The organism is Streptococcus sp. SO2 (assembly GCF_030440025.1).
Map to the genome: position 1 here is coordinate 347,391 of NZ_JAQFJH010000001.1, position 16,945 is coordinate 364,335.

Consider the following 16,945-nt stretch of genomic DNA (forward strand, 5'->3'; position numbering starts at 1 on the left):
GTAAAACTCCCAGAGTGAACTGGGAGTTAACTAGTTTCAATTTTATTGATGTATATTTCAACCGTCGTCCCTTTTGAAGGTACAGAATCAATCTTCATCTGATAGTTTTCTCCAAAATGAAGTTTGAGTCGTTGGTCGACATTTTGAAGACCAACTCCCCCACGTTTGAGCTGACTTTGACTACTATCGCCAGCAGCTTGGAAACCAACACCATCATCCTCAATGCGGATGACAAGCCCTGAATCCTTTTTCTGGACGGAAACTTTAATATGTCCCTGTCCATCTTTCTCCTTGATGCCATGATAAAGGGCATTTTCTACAAGGGGTTGTAGCACCAGTTTAGGCAAGACTAAATTATCAAAGTCAGGATCTTCAGCAATTTCATACTCCAGCTTATCACCATAGCGTTGTTTCTGGATAAAGAGGTACTGGCGAACATGATTGATTTCATCAGACAGGCAAATCAAGTCCTTTCCTTGATTGAGCGCCAAGCGGAAATAGGTTGCCAAGGACTTGGTCACCTGAACCACTCGCTGACTATCCTGAAACTCAGCCATCCAGATGATAGTGTCTAAAGTATTATAGAGGAAATGGGGGTTAATCTGGCTCGACAGTGCTTGAAGTTCATACTGCCGGGTCGCTTCTTCCTGCCTGCGCACATCTTCCATCAACTGATCAATCTGATCCAACATGGCATTGAACTGGCGAGTCACTTCTCTCAGTTCATAGGCACCAGCTTCTTTAGCACGAAGATTTTGTGTACCAGAAGCAATTTTCAGCATGGTTTCTCTCAGGTCCTTCAAAGGCGCAATCCAGCGTTTGAGACTGAACCACACCAAGCAGAGACAGGCAAGAAGAGATAAGGCACTAGCAGCAAGCAAGGTCCACATGAGTTGACTCCGAACCTGGTCTAGCTTCTCCAGCGAAGACACGCCTATAACCGTCCAATCAGTCCCTGCAATCTGTTCCTGACTGACGTAGGATTGATGATCCAGCGTATAGCCCTGCCCCGTCTCGATGTAGGGTTTCATGGCCTCCATTTCACTCGCTGAGCTATAGACAGTACGTTTAGGATGGTAGACAAATTCATGCTTTTCATTGATGATAAAGGCAAAACCCTGCTGACCCAACTGGAGTTGGTTAAGATAGGCTTCCAGAGTTTCGTAGGAAATATCCAAACGAAGCACGCCAAGATTGCCCCCCTCTGTATCAACAAGTTCCTGAGTGACAGAAATGACCCACTGACTGTCTGATTTACGAGCTGGTGTCAAAACTGGCTTAGCTCCCTGATGAATGGCCTTTTGGTACCAATCCTCAGCCATCATATCTGAGGAAGTTTTCATCTGCACACTGTCATCAGTGGAAATGACCTGACCAGACTTGGTTACCAAAACCACCGTTTTCAAGTCCTGGTCAGCCTTTAAGATGGTCAAAAACAAATCTCGGATTCCCTTGACCTGGTCTTGACTAGGATTTTCAGCATAGGCCAGAACATCCGTCTGCTGGGTCAAACTGGTAGAGGTGGTTTCTAATTTTTTGATATAAAACTGAATAAAGTGGCTAGTTTGGCTAATGGTCGTTTGGCTATTGCCCTCGATAGTAGCCTCAATGGCTGCTGAACTAGATTGATAGTAGAAAGTCCCAACCAGAGCTAGGAGAATGAGAAAGACCAGAAAGATGGAAATAACCATTCTTACTAGGAGAGAAGAACGCTTCATCGACCTTCTCCCTTCTTAAACTGACGAGGTGTCACACCTGCAATCTGTTTAAAGCGTTGGGTAAAGTAGTTCATATCTTCAAAACCAACCTTCTCTGCGATCTCATAAATCTTTAAATCTGTGGTCAGAAGCAAGAGCTTGGCTTGTTTAACACGCTCTCTCACTAGGTAATCCTGAAAAGGCAGGCCCAACTCTTTCTTAATTAAGGAACTCAAATAAGTCGGACTAAAACCTAGGTCACTGGCCAAAGACTTCAAACTAAACTGACTGTCAGCTAGATGGGACTGGATTTTCTGAGCAATATTTCCCTCAAACTTATCGGTTAATAAATCTTGTAACTGCTCTTCTTTTTCTTCCTTGTCTAGTTTTTGCTTGATTTTCTCCAACATTTCCTCAATATCCTGACGAGAAAAGGGTTTGAGCAAGTAGTCATCTACACCGAGTTTGACGGCAGACAAGGCATAATCAAAATCATCGTAACCTGTCAAAAAAACTAGGTGCACCTGAGGATAGGTTTCTCGGACCAGACTGGCCAACTGGATGCCATTTAGCTGAGGCATGTTGATATCGGTTAAAATGATATCTGGCACCTGCTTTTGAATCAAATCCCAAGCCTGTCTTCCATTTTCAGCCTGACCGATGATTTCCATATCGTAGGCTGCTACATTGACCAGCTTGGTCAAGCCTTGTCTTACCAGATACTCATCTTCTACGATTAAGATTGTGTAGGTCATACTCTGCTCCTTTGTCACTTACTAGTATCAGTATAGCAAAATTCTCCTCTACCTGCTTAGGAAAGCCTCTTAATCAACATAATCTAGTAAATAAGCATAACCTTTTTCTGCCATTTGGTCTTTTGGAATAAATCGGATAGAGAGACTATTGATACAGTAGCGCAAGCCCCCCTTGTCCTCTGGTCCATCCGTAAAGACATGGCCAAGGTGAGAATCTCCAACTCGGCTTCTCACTTCCATGCGTGTCATATTGTAAGACTTATCTTCTTTGTAGGTAGCAACATCTGGACTGATTGGTTGGGTGAAACTAGGCCAGCCACAACCAGACTCAAACTTGTCCTTTGATGAAAAGAGAGGTTCGCCAGTAGCTACATCTACATAGATACCAGATTCAAATTTATCCCAATAGCGGTTTGAAAAAGCTCGTTCTGTTTGATTTTTCTGGGTAACTGCATACTCCTCAGGTGACAAGGTCTTCTTCAATTCTTCATCACTTGGTTTAGGATATTTGCTGGCATCAATGACAGGGTAGGCAGCCTGATTAACATTGATATGACAGTAGCCATTTGGATTTTTCTTGAGGTAGTCTTGGTGATAATCCTCCGCCACCACAAAATTCTTCAAGTTTTCCTTTTCAACTGCCAGAGGTTGGTCGTATTTCTTAGCCACCTCATCAAAGACTTGGTTTATTACTTCCAAATCCTTATCATCTGTGTAATAGACACCAGTACGGTACTGGGTCCCCACATCATTTCCTTGTTTATTTTTGCTGGTTGGATTGATAATGCGGAAGTAATGAAGCAGGATTTCTTTAAGAGAAATTTGATTAGCATCATAGGTGACATGAACAGTCTCTGCATGTCCTGTTTGGTTAATCAATTCGTACTTGGTTGTTTCCCCTCTACCATTTGCATAGCCTGAAACGGCATCTGTCACTCCAGGCACGCGTGAGAAGTATTCCTCCACTCCCCAGAAACATCCCCCAGCTAGATAAATTTCGTGCAAGTCTGCGTCTTTACTAATTTCTGTTTTTTTCACTGTTTTTCCTCCTTGACTAACGGATGCTTTCTCAATTTGCGAGCTATCTGTCTGCCCAGCATTTCGCATCAATAGAAAATAGAAACCGGTTAGGGCTAGGAGAATGACCCCTGCCAAGACAAAAAGTTTTACTTTATCATTCATAGCCTTTCTCTACCCCATTTCTTTCAATTCTTTTAAAATCATATCCTTATCCATAAAACCTGGTTGCGTTTTGACCAGCTTGCCTTCCTTGTCTATAAAGGCTTGAGTCGGATAAGAACGGACACCATAACTTTCCAAGAGTTTACCTGATGGATCAATTAAAACTGGAAAATTTTTATAATCCAATCCCTTGTACCAATTCTTAAAGTCCGCTTCTGCTTGTTCACCTTTGTGTCCTGGAGACACCACTGTCAAAACTACATAGTCATCACCAGCATCCTTAGCGATTTCATCCGTATCTGGAAGGCTGGCTAGACAGATGGAACACCAAGAAGCCCAGAATTTAAGATAGACTTTCTTGCCCTTGTAATCAGACAAACGATAGGTCTTGCCATCTACACCTGTCAGTTCAAAATCAGCGACTTCCTGACCTTTAGTCGCAGTTTTCGAACTAACTTGTTCTGTTTTGGTTTGCTCCTTCATAGTAGACTCGTCTGCCATGTTTTTAGCCGAACAGGCTGCCAAGCAACAGATTGAGCCTACTCCAAGGAGACATGTTTGCCATTTTTTCATTTCTTTTTCCTCTCTATTCAAATAATGTAGTCAAAATGGAAGCATTTCCCAAAAGAACCAAGATTCCCATCACGATAATGAGGAAACCACCTACTTTTTTGAGGGTTCCGAGATAAGGATGGAGTTTTCGGAAATGTTTCAAAACATAGCTGGAGGCGAGAGCTAGGACTAAAAATGGTAGCGCCAATCCCAGCGTGTAAACCAACATGAGACCAGCTCCCTGCCAAGCTCCTGAACCACCTGAAGCCGCCAAAGCCAAAACAGAGCCCAGAACTGGCCCCACACACGGCGTCCAAGCAAAACTAAAGGTCAACCCCAGTAAAAATGCCTGACTATAGCCGTTACCCTTTTGCCCCTGTCTCTTTAATTGTAGCCTTCTTTCCTTGTAGAGTCCCTGCAAATGTAAAACTTCCATCTGGTGCAAGCCCAAGAGAATGATAACCGTACCCGTCACATACTGAAACCAAGAAGCATACAGCAAATTGCCTAAAAAACCAGCTCCATAACCCAGTAAGATAAAAACAAAGGAAATCCCCGCTATAAAGGCCAGAGTTCGCAATAAACTTACAAGTGAGATTGAAAATTTTCCGCTAGAATCCTGAGCATCATTCTTATCATCCAATAAGACTCCTGCATAGACTGGCAACAAGGGTAAGATACAAGGAGAAAAGAAGGAAAGAATTCCAGCAAGAAAAACACTGATAAAAAAGATTACATTGTCCATTGCCTTCCTCCATTCTTTGATTTGATAGGACTATTATAGCTCCAAAACTCCAGAAAAAACAGGGACAATGATAGGGAAAAATAGGAATTTAATCAGTTTATTTAGAAATCTGGCACAAAAAAAGCCAGACAAGGTCTGACTTTGATAGAAACAGAAAAGAAAATCATCTGTCTTTTCTGCTTATCTGGTAATAAATAAGGTCCGCAACGTAGTCTTCTCTCTCTACACCATTGGCAATGGTTTTTAGATAAGACATTCCCGCTTTTTCCATCACACGGCCTGAAGCCGGGTTGAGACTGGCATATCTTGCTCTGACCTTTTGAAATCCTGCTTGGGTAAAACAAAAGTCTAACACAGCTTTCAAGGCCTCTGTCATCATACCACGACCCCAATAGTTTTTTCCTAAAATATAGCCAATTTCACAACTTGAATCTTTCTCATTCATCTCAACGATGCTGATATCTCCTATCACTTGCTCAGGATTTTCTTTGAGACAAATGGCCCATTTGTAATAGTTGGGATTGGGATAGGATGCAACCCAATTTCGAATCGAGTTCCGAGTCACCTCAACATCAGGATGAGGATCCCAGGTGACATAGGTCAGATTCTCAGCAGACGAAGCCCAATTTTGAAACATGGCTTCCGCATCACTCTCCACAAATCTTCTCAAAATCAAACGTTCTGTCTGTAACATTTGCGTACCGATTGCTTTCATAATGTTACCTCGCTTTCTAAGCTTAAGGCTCAAGCTAAAAAAGTCCCCGGACCATCTTCGCTTTCTTATTTCTAGGCTCAGGGTAAAAAGACTATACTCAGTAACAGCTAGAAAACAAGTTTTTCATCTAGTTACTTGACGCAGTCGCTGTCTGGTTTGAAATGCGCTTTACCAAGCTTTTTCAAACCTAGTCATCGTTGCGGGGGTGAGACAACGAAATCGAACTCTTCGAGTTACCGAATCTGCCTCGCTTTCTCATTTCCAGGCTCAGGGTAAAAATCTCCACTGGAGGTTTTTACTCCCAAAAGTCATCAAAGACGGTAATTGGTAGGTGGCGTTTGTGTTGGCCTTTGTGCCACCAGTTTTCGATAGTCGCTTGGACTTCTGGGCTGATTGTTTTTCCTTCAAGGTAGTCGTCAATTTCATTGTAAGTGACTCCGAGGGCGACTTCATCTGCAATACCTGGTTTTTCTTCTTCCAAATCTGCTGTTGGGATTTTTTCATAAAGGGCTGGGTCTGCACCAAGTTCCTGCAAGAGTTGTTTTCCTTGGCGTTTATTGAGTCGGTAAAGAGGGAGAATATCCGCACCACCGTCACCAAACTTGGTAAAGAAACCTGTGATGTTTTCCGCGGCGTGGTCTGTCCCAATAACAGCTCCGCTATGTGCTCCAGCAAGGGCATATTGAGCGATCATACGGCTACGAGCCTTGATGTTTCCTTTGTTAAAATCCGTCATTGGACTGCCTGTAGCTTCTATCGCTAAGGCCATAGCATCAACAGATTCCTTGATATTTACAACTAGACTGACATCTGGCTGTATGAAAGCGAGAGCTTTTTGTGCATCTGCTTCATCAGCTTGCACACCATATGGCAGGCGGACAGCGATAAATTGATAGCTGTCATCTCCTGTCTCAGCTCGCATTTCTTCCATAGCTAATTGCGCCAAACGTCCTGCTAAGGTTGAGTCTTGTCCCCCAGAAATCCCTAATACAAAGGTTTTAAGGAAAGGGTGTTTTTTCAAGTATCTCTTTAAGAAATCAATCGAACGACGAATTTCTTCCTGGGCATCAATCACTGGTTTGACGCCCAGTTGCTGGATAATGGTCTCTTGCAAACTCATTCTTCTTCTCCTTCACCAAGAGCTTCTTTGCGCATCTTGTCAATCAAGTCCATTTTGTCCTGCCAAATATCACGCGCCAGATCCACTGGATAGTGTTGCGGATTGAGTACCCGTTTGTACTCATCCCAAAGTTTGTCAAATTCCTTACGAGCATAGGCTTGAATGTCAGTCAAACTAGGCAAATCGTAAACTAATGTTCCTTCTTTAAAGATATCCACCAAGAGAGGAACAGCATCAAAGTTTCGAACGGTCTTCTTAATGTAAGTATAGGTCGGATGGAACATTTTGATTTCTGTCATGCTGGCAACATCCACACCGTCATAGGTGATGTAGTCACCTTCTGACTTACCTTTTTCACGACTAGTAATGCGCCATACCTGCTTCTTACCTGGGGTCGATACTTTTTCAGCATTGCTTGAAAGCTTGATGGTATTGCGCATCTTACCAGTTTCATCTTCGATAGCCACAATCTTATAAACCGCTCCAAGGGCTGGCTGATCATAGGCTGTAATCAGCTTGGTACCCACCCCCCAAACATCAATCTTAGCGTGTTGCATTTTGAGGTTAAGGATGGTATTTTCATCTAGGTCATTGGAAGCGTAAATTTTGGCATCTGGATATCCAGCCTCATCTAACTGTTGGCGAACTTTCTTGGAAATATAGGCTATATCCCCTGAGTCGATACGAACGCCTTTAAAATTAATCTTGTCTCCCAGTTCACGAGCTACCTGAATAGCAGCCGGCACACCGATACGCAACGTATCATAAGTATCTACTAGAAAGACACAGTCACGATGGGTTGAAGCATAGGCCTTGAAGGCCTTATAGTCGTTTCCATAAACCTGTACCAAGGCATGAGCATGAGTACCCAAGACAGGAATGCCAAAGAGTTTCCCTGCTCGCACATTACTAGTACCATTGGCGCCACCAATCACAGCTGCGCGTGTTCCCCAGATAGCCGCATCCATTTCTTGCGCACGACGTGTCCCGAATTCCATCAAAGGCTCATCTTCAATGACTGAACGAATACGTGCTGCCTTGGTCGCTATCAAGGTTTGAAAGTTAACGATGTTTAAGAGAGCCGTTTCGACCAATTGACATTGGGCAAGAGGGCCTTCAACCTGTACAATCGGTTCATTGGCAAAGACCAAGTCCCCTTCCTGAGCAGAACGAACCGTTAGTTCTAACTTGAGATTTCGTAGGTAATCCAAGAATTCTCCACGATAGCCAAGCGACTCCAAGTAGGCAATATCGCTATCTGAAAAGCGTAAGTCTTCAAGATAATGTACAATTCTTTCCAAGCCAGCAAAAACCGCATAGCCGTTATTAAACGGTTGCTGACGGAAATAAACTTCAAAGACCGCCTTTTTATTGTGAATTCCTTGGTCAAAGTAAACTTGCATCATGTTAATCTGGTACAAGTCCGTGTGCAATGTCAAACTATCATCTGGATACATCTGTTTTCCTTCTTCCTACTTTACAAAGGTATGAACGTATTCTACCACTTTCACACCATCCGATAAATTAGTACTATTATAACACATTTTACTGAGATTGATAAAAAGCTAACAAGCTATTCTCCATTCTCCAGTTCATCCATATCTTGCTCAAACTTTTTTTGAGCCCATTCACCATAACTTTTAAGGCCGAGATTGCCGATAAAAACCCAAGGAAGGTAAATCAGATAAGTAATGACCCAAGCAGACAAGTATTTAACGTTCAAAGGATTGTGCTGATAAATTTCGATATTGAATTGATAATTCTCCAACATCAAGAGAGTCGTAATAGCGAGAGTTACCAGCAAACACCCTACAATCGTAAAATGAAAACGACTATAGTAGGTCACTCCAAGTTGTCGTGCACGATTGAAAAAGAAGGAAATTCCTAAAAGAAGGGTAACCAGAAGAATATTAGAATTAAAAAGAGCAGGTGCTAATACAGCCACCAAATAACTTAGCAGAATGAGCCCGATAAACACATTAAAAGACTCTGTCCCAGCTTTGTTAATCAGTTGTTCTTCTCTTTCGTCTAGTAATTGATAATAAAAAAATCTATTTTTCATCTTCTTCCTCCCAAACTTGCTGATTTCTGCGATTCAAGTATAGGATAACTCTATCCATAGAAAAACTCCCAACGAGATAGATGATAACTGCTAGAACCACTTTTAGGGAGTACTTCCAAGTCAATAGATTGACCAGTTCCTCGCGATTGCCTACGATATCAATCAATAAAATCACTATAGAAAATCCCAAAGCAGATAAAATTCTTTCTTTTCCAGTATTCTCAACAATATCTCGAATGTCAATTCCTACATACATGCGGCGAATAATAGCATACAAACCGACTCCAATCAATAAAAGTAATTCTGGTAAATAGGACAAAAGTGTTAAATTGAAAATATAAACTTTGGCAAAAATTTCCAGTGCCAAAAATAAGCACATTCCCAAGAGAATTTCTCCTGAAATGTTTCCGTCCAATTTTTCCGTACGTTCATCTTTGATCACAAGTTTTTTTCTATTTTTCATCTTCTTCCTCCCAAAATAATTGATCCAAAGTTTTGCCTAAGCATCTGCAAATAGACTGGCAAAGGGAAAGACTAGGATTATATTTCCCTGCTTCTATCAAGCCTATAGTCTGCCTAGTAACACCAACAGCCTCTGCCAAATCCCCCTGTGTCATATCAAGTTCCACACGAGCTAGTTTTAGCTTTAAATTTTTAGCCACTTGATTCCTCCTTATAATTTTTAAAAAGTTGCGCTCCTTTTCTCAAATACATTATACCATATATCTAACTTAATGCAATATATAAATGTCATTTTGTAATATTTTATTAACAAAAAAACTCTCTACCATCTTACATGATAAAGAGTATTCGTTATTTTTGCTACTTAGCTAAGCTCCTCTTCAAAGGAAAGAAGTCTAGATCACAAATCCTTTTGGTAATAGTATCTTTGTCCTGTGTAGGGATAGTCTTGCAAGGCAAAAACTTCCTTGTAGCCATGACTTAGATAAAAATCTGGCGCTTGAAACTGGTAAGTGTTGACAAAAGCAAAACGACAGTTTCGATTCTTGGCTTCATTTTCTGCTCGCTCCAATAGTTTTGAACCAATTCCTTGTCCCCTCAATTCCTCTTTCACAAATAAATATTCGATTTCCAACCAATTTCCGAAAGTCTCAGCTACTAAGCCCGCCATGAGATTGCCCATTTCGTCTTCAACATAAAGATTCAGTGGCTCGCTTTCAGCCTCTTCTCTTTTGGAACGATTATAAGCACGAATTTGATTCGCGATTTCTTGCGCTTTATGTGATTCCTTATTTTCCAATCTAACGTGCATTCAAACCTCCTAATAAACTGCTACAGCTTGATTATAATCCTATTTCAATAGACTGTCAAACTAGAAAAACTCACCAAGCAGAGTTGATGAGTTCATGATTTATTTTCTAAATTTCCACTGACTATAAATCCCAAAAATAAGGATCCAGATAGCAGAACCAACTGCCCCCATGAAAGTGGACTCTTGCAAAAAGAGAGTCACAAAAACAAAGACAAAAAAGAGAATGGTTAGGGGATTAAGCAAGCGATACTGAGGCATGAGGTAGCCATCAGCCATGAAATCTTGTGACTTGCGGTATTTTAGATGAGCCACCATAATCAAGATATAAATCGCGATGTAAACACCTGATGAGGATGCTGTTATCAAAGCAAAGGCATCTGAAACACCTGGTAACACGTTGATAAAGGCAGCTAGAGCAATCAAGATCGCTGAGGCGATAATGGCATTTTGTGGAACATTGTGGCGAGAAAGGGTATCGACCTTGATGACCTTTAAGAAACGATTGGGCGAATCATGGGCAATCTGATATAAGTGTCTCCCTGTTGAGTAGAGAGTTGAGTTAAGAGCAGACGCCGCTGATGTCAAGACAACAAAGTTGATTAGAGCTGCTGCCCACTTGATCCCCGCCAGTTCAAAAACCGTTACAAATGGAGAATCTGAAGAATTAAGATAAGACCAAGGAATAATGGCCATAATCGCAATGAGAGCTCCCCCATAGAAGAAGATAATTCTGAGAGGAATTTCCTTAACAGCTTTGGGCAAGACCTGACGAGGGTTCTTTGTTTCAGAAGTTGTCACCCCAATAAACTCAATCATCAGATAGGCAAAAAATACCATTTGAAAGGCCATGACAAAGTTCATAACTCCGTTTGGAAAAAGAGAGAACTGGTCGCTGATATTTGCCAAACTTGCAACACCATGAGGTGTCTTAAAGCCCGTCAAAACCATAAAGACCCCAGTGGCAATCATGGCTAAAATCGCCACAATCTTGACCATAGCAAACCAAAACTCGACTTCTCCAAAGAGCTTAACTGCAATCAGGTTGACCAAAGCCAAAATCGTTAAAAAGACAAGCTGAATCATCCAGCTAGGCCAGGTAGGGAACCAGAAGCGGACATAGTCTGAGATGGCAGTGATTTCTGCCATACCGATAAAGACAACTGACAACCAATAAGACCAAACTGAGAAATATCCCCAGCCTTTCCCCAAATGACGGGTGATAAAGTTGATAAAGGTATGTTGTTCTGGATCTTGATACAGCATCTCCCCAACAGCCCTCATCATCAAAAACATAAAGGCTCCTGTGATCATGTAAATCAGGATGATGGAAGGTCCTGTAAGGCTGATAGAGCGACCAGCACCTAGGAAAAGTCCAGTTCCGATTGTTCCCGCAATGGCCATCACCTGAACATGGCGATTGGTTAATCCACGCTCCATTTTATTTTTCTTCTTATTTGAACTCATATTGTCTCCTATTTATCCAAAAAACCAAAAAGGAGTTGAGCAAGGCAAGGCCTTCACTACTCCTTTTTTATCCTATTTAGGCTGTTTTTTCAACCTTTAAGATTTTGACATCATAGCTACCAACTGGTGTTTCAATCGTTGCAGTATCGCCAGTCTTCTTGCCAATCAAAGCACGGCCAATCGGACTTTCATTTGAGACTTTACCAGCAAAAGCATCTGCACCTGCAGAACCGACGATGATGTAGACCTCTTCTTCGTCTTCACCGACTTCTTGGATTGTTACTGTCTTACCGATTGCTACCTCATCTTGGGCAACCGCATCGCTATTAACAATTTCAGCATAGCGAATTTTTGTTTCTAGACTTGAAATTTGACCTTCAACAAAAGCTTGTTCATCTTTCGCTGCTTCATACTCACTATTTTCTGAAAGGTCTCCATAGGAACGAGCAATCTTGATACGCTCTACGACTTCAGGACGACGGACGAGTTTCAACTCCTCTAATTCTTTTTCTAGTTTTTCCTTTTCTTCAAGGGTCATTGGGTAAGTTTTTTCTGCCATTTTTTTAACTTTCTTTTCTATTTACTTTTTTAAAACAAAATTATGTGGAAAACCACATAATTTTAGTTTGAACTACTTGCTTGAGGTAACTTGCTATTGATATGCTCTGCAACGTTTTGATCATGTTCTTCTTTTGTTGTTGCAAAGTACACTTTACCATCTTCTACATTGGCTACAAAGTACAAGTACTCACTCTTTGTCTGGTTTACACTTGCTTCAATCGCATCCGAACTTGGGCTATCAACCGGTCCAGGCATGAGGCCAAGGTGTGTGTAAACATTGTATGGTGAATCAATCGTTGTATCAATTCCAGCGTCATCTGCTAAACTAATCTTTTGACCAAGTTTTCCTTGAGCATATAGGATAGCGATATTACTTTGAAGTGGCATACCGACATTCAAGCGGTTATAGAAGACACCTGCGATTTTCTTGCGGTCTTCGGTCTTAGCACCTTCTTTTTCGACAAGAGAAGCAATGCTGAGCAATTCATTAACTGTCAGATTCTTTTCTTTGATCGTAGCGTAATATGGTGACATAGCCTTATCCATAGCAGCCACCATCTCATCAATCAAACTTTCAACAGTTGTATCGTCTTTGATCGTATAGGTTGCTGGGAAAAGGTAACCTTCAAGACGATAACGAACGCCACTGTCTTTTGTTGGAAGACTTCCAAGTAGGTTTGGATACTTAGCTACTAATTGTGAGATAAAGGTCTCATCTTGAACTTTTGCCAAGAAAGCATCCGCAGTAAGGGGTTCTTTAAATTCACCTTGAAGTTGTCCTACTGTTTGAGCGATTTGCTCTAATGTATAGCCTTCTGGAATGGTCAAGTTTGCAAGAACAGGTGCCTGGGCTTCAGGAGTCCCACCTTTTTCCAATTCTTGAATCAATTCATCCGTACTCATACTCTTCTTCAAGTTATAATAACCTGACTTCAAGTTGGCATGACTATAGTATTTAGCATAAAGGCTAAAGATAAGTCCATGTTTAACCAAACCAGATTTTTCCAAGGTGCTTCCAATTTCTTGAACATTTGCACCGTCTGGGATTTGAACCGTTACGTAATCCTTAGAGCTCGCATCAACAGGTTTCAAGGAATCTTGAACGTAACCATAACCAAAGTAACCACCAACTGCAACGAGTACTAGGAGAACTAGAACTGTTACTAGACAACCTTTAGCTTTTGATTTTTTCTTAGTTGTTGTTGCACCTTGACGACGACTACGACGTGGAGCATCAGCTAATCCACTGCTAGATTCTGTAGAAACAGGCTCAACTCTTTCAGGCATTCCTAGGGTGATTTCCTCTTTCTTGTCTTCTGTTTTATAGGTTACGGCAACCTTAGTCGGAGTGTCGTTAAATTCTTTTTCTTCGGGTTTAAGCTCAACTGGTTCTACCTTAGGTTGAACGGGTTCCACTACAGGTTCTTCAGCCAGATGAATCGGCTCTACTAGAGGTTCTTCAGATTCTACAACTTCAATCTTATCAATGATTGGCTGTCTAATCTCTTTCTCTTCTTGTCCATCCGTTTCATCAGTACTAGCACTTGAAAGTGGAGGAACACTTGGTGCATTTTTTAGGATTTTATCGACAACAGATAGGGAATCAGCCATCAACTCTTCTGTTGATGTTTCTGGTTCAAGATCTGAAGGAGTTGCTGAACTAGCTTGAGATGATGAAGCCGTCAGATTTGGAATCTCTACTTCTTTCTCTCTTCTATCTTGTTCTTTTACTCTTTCTAAATCACGTAGAATCTGCTCTTTAAAGCTTAATTTTTCTTCTTCTCTTGATTTTTCAGTCAAAAGCATTACCTCCTTGTTGACAATCCCTAATATTATATCTTAAAAGTCGCAGAAAAGCAACCAACTAGGGCATTCCCTAGCTAGTTTTATTGGTTTTCAGGCTGCCAGACCATATCATACCATGTTTCCCCAGCAAAGTTTGACTGGGATATTCCTTCATTAACAAAGCCATGTTTTTCGTAATAGGCGATAAGATAATCATGACACGTCAGATTAATGCCCTCTCGTTCATGTTCTAAAGCGACCTCTTTCAGAGTCTTTAATAGTCTTTTCCCAACTCCCAAAGCTTGTGCTTCCTTGGCAATAGATAGGCAAGTCACAGAAATATAACCTCCAGGTTGATGGCTATAGTCTTTTATTTCTTCTGTAAAGGACTGATCATGTAGATGGCGGTGTGGGACGACTGGACCTTCGATATAACCAAGAATACGCCCCTCTTTTTCAGCTACCAGAAAACTGGTCTGAATTTCCTGCAAATGCGCCTCAAAGACCGAACGAGGAATGGCTTCCTCCAGTGAAAAATTCTCCAGCTCTATCTCTATAATCCGATCCAAATCCGAAAATCTTGCTTGTCTGATTTTCATATTTCCTCCTGATAAAAGGGATTTTCCCAAATCAGATACCATTCAGAACCACTGCCATAATGACTTTCTGTCATTTCTTCTTCAACAAAGCCATTCATTTCAAAATAAGATAGTAGTTCATCAGGACTTTGTAAAAGAATACCTTGGTAATCTAGTTCGACTGTCACCTGTTTCAAGGCCGCAAGAAGAAGAGTTCCCAACCCCTGTCCCCAATGGTCAGGAAGAATGGTCAATGATTTTATTTCTATCCACTTGGGATGAAGATACTGAGCTTCTCCTAAAACATAGCCTAGGAGCTGATTTTCATCCCCAGCTACAAGAAAGGTACCCGCAGTCTTGCGGATACTCTCTTCTAAGGATTGGCGGCTAAATGCCTCTTCTAACGAAGGATTGGCTTCTTCAATCGCCAACATTTCTTCTAAATCTGATAGGGTAGCTTGCCTTATAGTGATTGGAATTTCCATCTGTTTTCCTTATTGGACGTTGCTTGTCAAGTTAGACAAGAGACGTTCAAATGAATATTCATAGGTTTGGATGTCTCCTGCACCCATAAAGACGTAAACAGCATTGTCATGGTCTAGGAGTGGAGAAACATTTTCAACAGTGATAACCTGATGTTTCTTGTTGATTTTATTAGCTAGGTCTTCTACCTTGACATCACCATGGTCCACTTCACGAGCTGATCCATAGATTTGCGCTAGGTAGACGGCGTCTGCTTGATTCAATGCATGGGCAAATTCGTCCAACAAGGCAATGGTTCTTGTAAAGGTATGCGGTTGGAAGACTGCCACGATTTCCTTGCTTGGATATTTCTGACGAGCTGCATCCAAGGTTGCAATGATTTCTGTTGGATGGTGGGCAAAGTCATCAATGATCACTGTATCATTGACGATTTTTTCAGTGAAACGACGCTTAACACCTGCAAAAGTTTTCAAGTGTTCACGGACCAAGTTCAAATCAAAACCTGCTGTGTAAAGAAGACCTATAACAGCTGTCGCATTCATGATATTGTGACGACCAAAGGTTGGAATGTGGAATTGACCCAACTCTTGACCACGGAAATGAACGGTGAATGTCGAACCAGTCGTAGAACGAAGAAGATCGCTAGCTACAAAGTCATTGCCTTCTGCTTCAAAACCATAGTAATAGATTGGCGCATTGGCTGTGATCTTACGCAACTCAGGATCTTCACCGTATACAAACAAACCTTTGGTAATTTGTTTGGCATAGTCGTTAAAGGCATTGAAAACATCCTCTAGACTTGTAAAGTAGTCTGGATGGTCAAAGTCAATGTTGGTGATGATAGAGTATTCTGGGTGGTAAGGCATGAAATGGCGCTCATATTCGTCTGATTCAAAGACAAAATATTTGGCATTGGCTGAACCACGACCTGTCCCATCACCAATCAAGAAGCTGGTGTCTGTGATGTGAGACAAGACGTGTGACAGCATACCTGTCGTTGAAGTTTTTCCATGAGCTCCTGCTACTCCCATGCTGACAAAGTCGCGCATAAAGCTACCTAGGAATTCGTGGTAACGTTTGTAGCTGATGCCATTTTGATCTGCATAGGCGATTTCAACGTTGTTATCTGGACGGAAGGCATTCCCCGCGATAATCTCCACATCACCTTGTAGGTTCTTTTCATCAAAAGGAAGAATGGCAATCCCTGCCTGCTCTAGTCCACGTTGAGTAAAGTAGTATTTTTCAACGTCTGAACCTTGAACCTTGTGTCCCATTTGGTGCAACATCAAGGCCAAGGCACTCATCCCTGATCCCTTGATTCCAATAAAATGATATGTTTTTGACATGCTTTTCTCCCCTACTCAGTAATTCTTGTCAGATTCAACTCTTGGGCAACCTGACGTTCCTGTTCCGTTTGCTTATTCTTTTTATTATAGATTTGACTCTTCTTTAGAAAATCATAGTTGTTCTTGTTAGCTTTTCCCGTTTGGACTTTCGGAGTTGGGTTCGCCACTTGGCCAACCTCCTCAGCTAAGATATAGTGAGACTGGCTCAAGTTTTTGCTAAATTTGGCAAACTCACCTGGATTTTCCTTTTGAAATGGTGCTGTTGGTTGGTTTCCTTGACGAACAAGTGTGGAACCATTGTGTCGTCTGGTATGACTAACATCCTGAGTCAAATACTTGGCTGAACGTTTCTTCTTCAAGTCCGCACGCGCCTCTTCTCGAGCCAATTCAGCATAGGTTTTTTCAACTTTTTTAGGTTCTGGACTTGGTTTTGACTCCTTATTAACCACTGGAGAAACTACGGTTTCTTCTTCATTAATAGGAGACCATTCCAAATAGTTCTTATCGCGGTAATCACCTTTGATATTGCTAATAAAGTCTGACTCATCGTACAAGTCCATGACTGGCATTTTGGTCAGCATGATCTCATCATCTGACACCAATGGAAATCGATCTTGTTTCATTTTG

At 41.5% G+C, this 16,945-nt stretch carries 19 protein-coding genes; all 19 read right to left on the reverse strand.

Features of this window, described 5'->3' with window-relative positions:
• Positions 1–26: 26 nt before the first annotated feature.
• Positions 27–1,718 carry a sensor histidine kinase gene (locus PCY17_RS01645; RefSeq protein WP_301391068.1) on the reverse strand — a complete coding sequence of 564 codons (1,692 nt, stop codon included), beginning with the start codon at positions 1,716–1,718 and terminating at the stop codon, positions 27–29.
• Positions 1,715–2,452 carry a response regulator transcription factor gene (locus PCY17_RS01650; protein ID WP_084878648.1) on the reverse strand — a complete coding sequence of 246 codons (738 nt, stop codon included), beginning with the start codon at positions 2,450–2,452 and terminating at the stop codon, positions 1,715–1,717. Before PCY17_RS01650 ends, PCY17_RS01645 begins: the two co-directional genes overlap by 4 nt.
• A gap of 69 nt (positions 2,453–2,521) precedes the next feature.
• Positions 2,522–3,634: a peptide-methionine (R)-S-oxide reductase MsrB gene (gene msrB, locus PCY17_RS01655; protein ID WP_301391069.1), complete on the reverse strand. Its 1,113-nt coding sequence runs from the start codon at positions 3,632–3,634 to the stop codon at positions 2,522–2,524.
• A 9-nt stretch (positions 3,635–3,643) separates the two neighbouring features.
• Positions 3,644–4,207 (reverse strand): redoxin family protein, encoded by a 564-nt coding sequence (locus PCY17_RS01660; RefSeq protein WP_268702938.1) that lies wholly within the window; start codon positions 4,205–4,207, stop codon positions 3,644–3,646.
• Between the two features lie 13 nt (positions 4,208–4,220).
• Positions 4,221–4,931: a thiol-disulfide oxidoreductase-associated membrane protein CcdA2 gene (gene ccdA2, locus PCY17_RS01665; RefSeq protein WP_084944204.1), complete on the reverse strand. Its 711-nt coding sequence runs from the start codon at positions 4,929–4,931 to the stop codon at positions 4,221–4,223.
• Positions 4,932–5,094: 163 nt separating this feature from the next.
• Positions 5,095–5,646, reverse strand: coding sequence for a GNAT family N-acetyltransferase (locus PCY17_RS01670; RefSeq protein ID WP_084944203.1), 552 nt, complete (start codon positions 5,644–5,646; stop codon positions 5,095–5,097).
• 295 nt (positions 5,647–5,941) lie between these two features.
• Positions 5,942–6,766 carry an ammonia-dependent NAD(+) synthetase gene (gene nadE, locus PCY17_RS01675; protein WP_084944202.1) on the reverse strand — a complete coding sequence of 275 codons (825 nt, stop codon included), beginning with the start codon at positions 6,764–6,766 and terminating at the stop codon, positions 5,942–5,944.
• Entirely contained in the window at positions 6,763–8,223 is a 1,461-nt protein-coding gene (locus tag PCY17_RS01680) for a nicotinate phosphoribosyltransferase (RefSeq protein ID WP_049478905.1), read from the reverse strand. The genes nadE and PCY17_RS01680 overlap by 4 nt, the downstream gene beginning before the upstream one ends.
• A gap of 116 nt (positions 8,224–8,339) precedes the next feature.
• Positions 8,340–8,828, reverse strand: coding sequence for a DUF6773 family protein (locus PCY17_RS01685; protein ID WP_255778810.1), 489 nt, complete (start codon positions 8,826–8,828; stop codon positions 8,340–8,342).
• Complete coding sequence (locus tag PCY17_RS01690) at positions 8,818–9,291, reverse strand: DUF6773 family protein (protein WP_061420622.1); 474 nt, start codon at positions 9,289–9,291, stop codon at positions 8,818–8,820. The genes PCY17_RS01685 and PCY17_RS01690 overlap by 11 nt, the downstream gene beginning before the upstream one ends.
• A complete protein-coding gene (locus PCY17_RS01695; RefSeq protein ID WP_001107501.1) occupies positions 9,281–9,490 on the reverse strand; it encodes a helix-turn-helix transcriptional regulator in 210 nt (69 codons plus the stop codon). Before PCY17_RS01695 ends, PCY17_RS01690 begins: the two co-directional genes overlap by 11 nt.
• A gap of 200 nt (positions 9,491–9,690) precedes the next feature.
• Complete coding sequence (locus PCY17_RS01700; RefSeq protein WP_255778808.1) at positions 9,691–10,101, reverse strand: GNAT family N-acetyltransferase; 411 nt, start codon at positions 10,099–10,101, stop codon at positions 9,691–9,693.
• Between the two features lie 99 nt (positions 10,102–10,200).
• Complete coding sequence (locus PCY17_RS01705) at positions 10,201–11,565, reverse strand: amino acid permease (protein WP_301391070.1); 1,365 nt, start codon at positions 11,563–11,565, stop codon at positions 10,201–10,203.
• A 76-nt stretch (positions 11,566–11,641) separates the two neighbouring features.
• Positions 11,642–12,124, reverse strand: a complete 483-nt coding sequence (gene greA / locus PCY17_RS01710; RefSeq protein WP_000818765.1) for a transcription elongation factor GreA — start codon at positions 12,122–12,124, stop codon at positions 11,642–11,644.
• A gap of 62 nt (positions 12,125–12,186) precedes the next feature.
• Positions 12,187–13,932 (reverse strand): endolytic transglycosylase MltG, encoded by a 1,746-nt coding sequence (gene mltG, locus PCY17_RS01715; protein ID WP_301391072.1) that lies wholly within the window; start codon positions 13,930–13,932, stop codon positions 12,187–12,189.
• 80 nt (positions 13,933–14,012) lie between these two features.
• On the reverse strand, positions 14,013–14,510 hold the full coding sequence (locus PCY17_RS01720; protein ID WP_301391073.1) for a GNAT family N-acetyltransferase: 498 nt from the start codon (positions 14,508–14,510) through the stop codon (positions 14,013–14,015).
• Positions 14,507–14,974 (reverse strand): GNAT family N-acetyltransferase, encoded by a 468-nt coding sequence (locus PCY17_RS01725; protein ID WP_255778805.1) that lies wholly within the window; start codon positions 14,972–14,974, stop codon positions 14,507–14,509. Before PCY17_RS01725 ends, PCY17_RS01720 begins: the two co-directional genes overlap by 4 nt.
• Positions 14,975–14,983: 9 nt before the next feature.
• Complete coding sequence (murC, locus tag PCY17_RS01730; protein ID WP_000048081.1) at positions 14,984–16,318, reverse strand: UDP-N-acetylmuramate--L-alanine ligase; 1,335 nt, start codon at positions 16,316–16,318, stop codon at positions 14,984–14,986.
• Between the two features lie 11 nt (positions 16,319–16,329).
• Positions 16,330–16,941, reverse strand: a complete 612-nt coding sequence (locus PCY17_RS01735) for a hypothetical protein (RefSeq protein WP_044020482.1) — start codon at positions 16,939–16,941, stop codon at positions 16,330–16,332.
• Positions 16,942–16,945: the final 4 nt, after the last annotated feature.

Coding starts and splice junctions, on each gene's coding strand:
- PCY17_RS01645 (WP_301391068.1), bottom strand. CDS start 1,718: ATGAAGCGTTCTTCTCTCCTAGTAAGAATGGTTATTTCCATCTTTCTG.
- PCY17_RS01650 (WP_084878648.1), bottom strand. CDS start 2,452: ATGACCTACACAATCTTAATCGTAGAAGATGAGTATCTGGTAAGACAA.
- msrB (WP_301391069.1), bottom strand. CDS start 3,634: ATGAATGATAAAGTAAAACTTTTTGTCTTGGCAGGGGTCATTCTCCTA.
- PCY17_RS01660 (WP_268702938.1), bottom strand. CDS start 4,207: ATGAAAAAATGGCAAACATGTCTCCTTGGAGTAGGCTCAATCTGTTGC.
- ccdA2 (WP_084944204.1), bottom strand. CDS start 4,931: ATGGACAATGTAATCTTTTTTATCAGTGTTTTTCTTGCTGGAATTCTT.
- PCY17_RS01670 (WP_084944203.1), bottom strand. CDS start 5,646: ATGAAAGCAATCGGTACGCAAATGTTACAGACAGAACGTTTGATTTTG.
- nadE (WP_084944202.1), bottom strand. CDS start 6,766: ATGAGTTTGCAAGAGACCATTATCCAGCAACTGGGCGTCAAACCAGTG.
- PCY17_RS01680 (WP_049478905.1), bottom strand. CDS start 8,223: ATGTATCCAGATGATAGTTTGACATTGCACACGGACTTGTACCAGATT.
- PCY17_RS01685 (WP_255778810.1), bottom strand. CDS start 8,828: ATGAAAAATAGATTTTTTTATTATCAATTACTAGACGAAAGAGAAGAA.
- PCY17_RS01690 (WP_061420622.1), bottom strand. CDS start 9,291: ATGAAAAATAGAAAAAAACTTGTGATCAAAGATGAACGTACGGAAAAA.
- PCY17_RS01700 (WP_255778808.1), bottom strand. CDS start 10,101: ATGCACGTTAGATTGGAAAATAAGGAATCACATAAAGCGCAAGAAATC.
- PCY17_RS01705 (WP_301391070.1), bottom strand. CDS start 11,565: ATGAGTTCAAATAAGAAGAAAAATAAAATGGAGCGTGGATTAACCAAT.
- greA (WP_000818765.1), bottom strand. CDS start 12,124: ATGGCAGAAAAAACTTACCCAATGACCCTTGAAGAAAAGGAAAAACTA.
- mltG (WP_301391072.1), bottom strand. CDS start 13,932: ATGCTTTTGACTGAAAAATCAAGAGAAGAAGAAAAATTAAGCTTTAAA.
- PCY17_RS01720 (WP_301391073.1), bottom strand. CDS start 14,510: ATGAAAATCAGACAAGCAAGATTTTCGGATTTGGATCGGATTATAGAG.
- PCY17_RS01725 (WP_255778805.1), bottom strand. CDS start 14,974: ATGGAAATTCCAATCACTATAAGGCAAGCTACCCTATCAGATTTAGAA.
- murC (WP_000048081.1), bottom strand. CDS start 16,318: ATGTCAAAAACATATCATTTTATTGGAATCAAGGGATCAGGGATGAGT.
- PCY17_RS01735 (WP_044020482.1), bottom strand. CDS start 16,941: ATGAAACAAGATCGATTTCCATTGGTGTCAGATGATGAGATCATGCTG.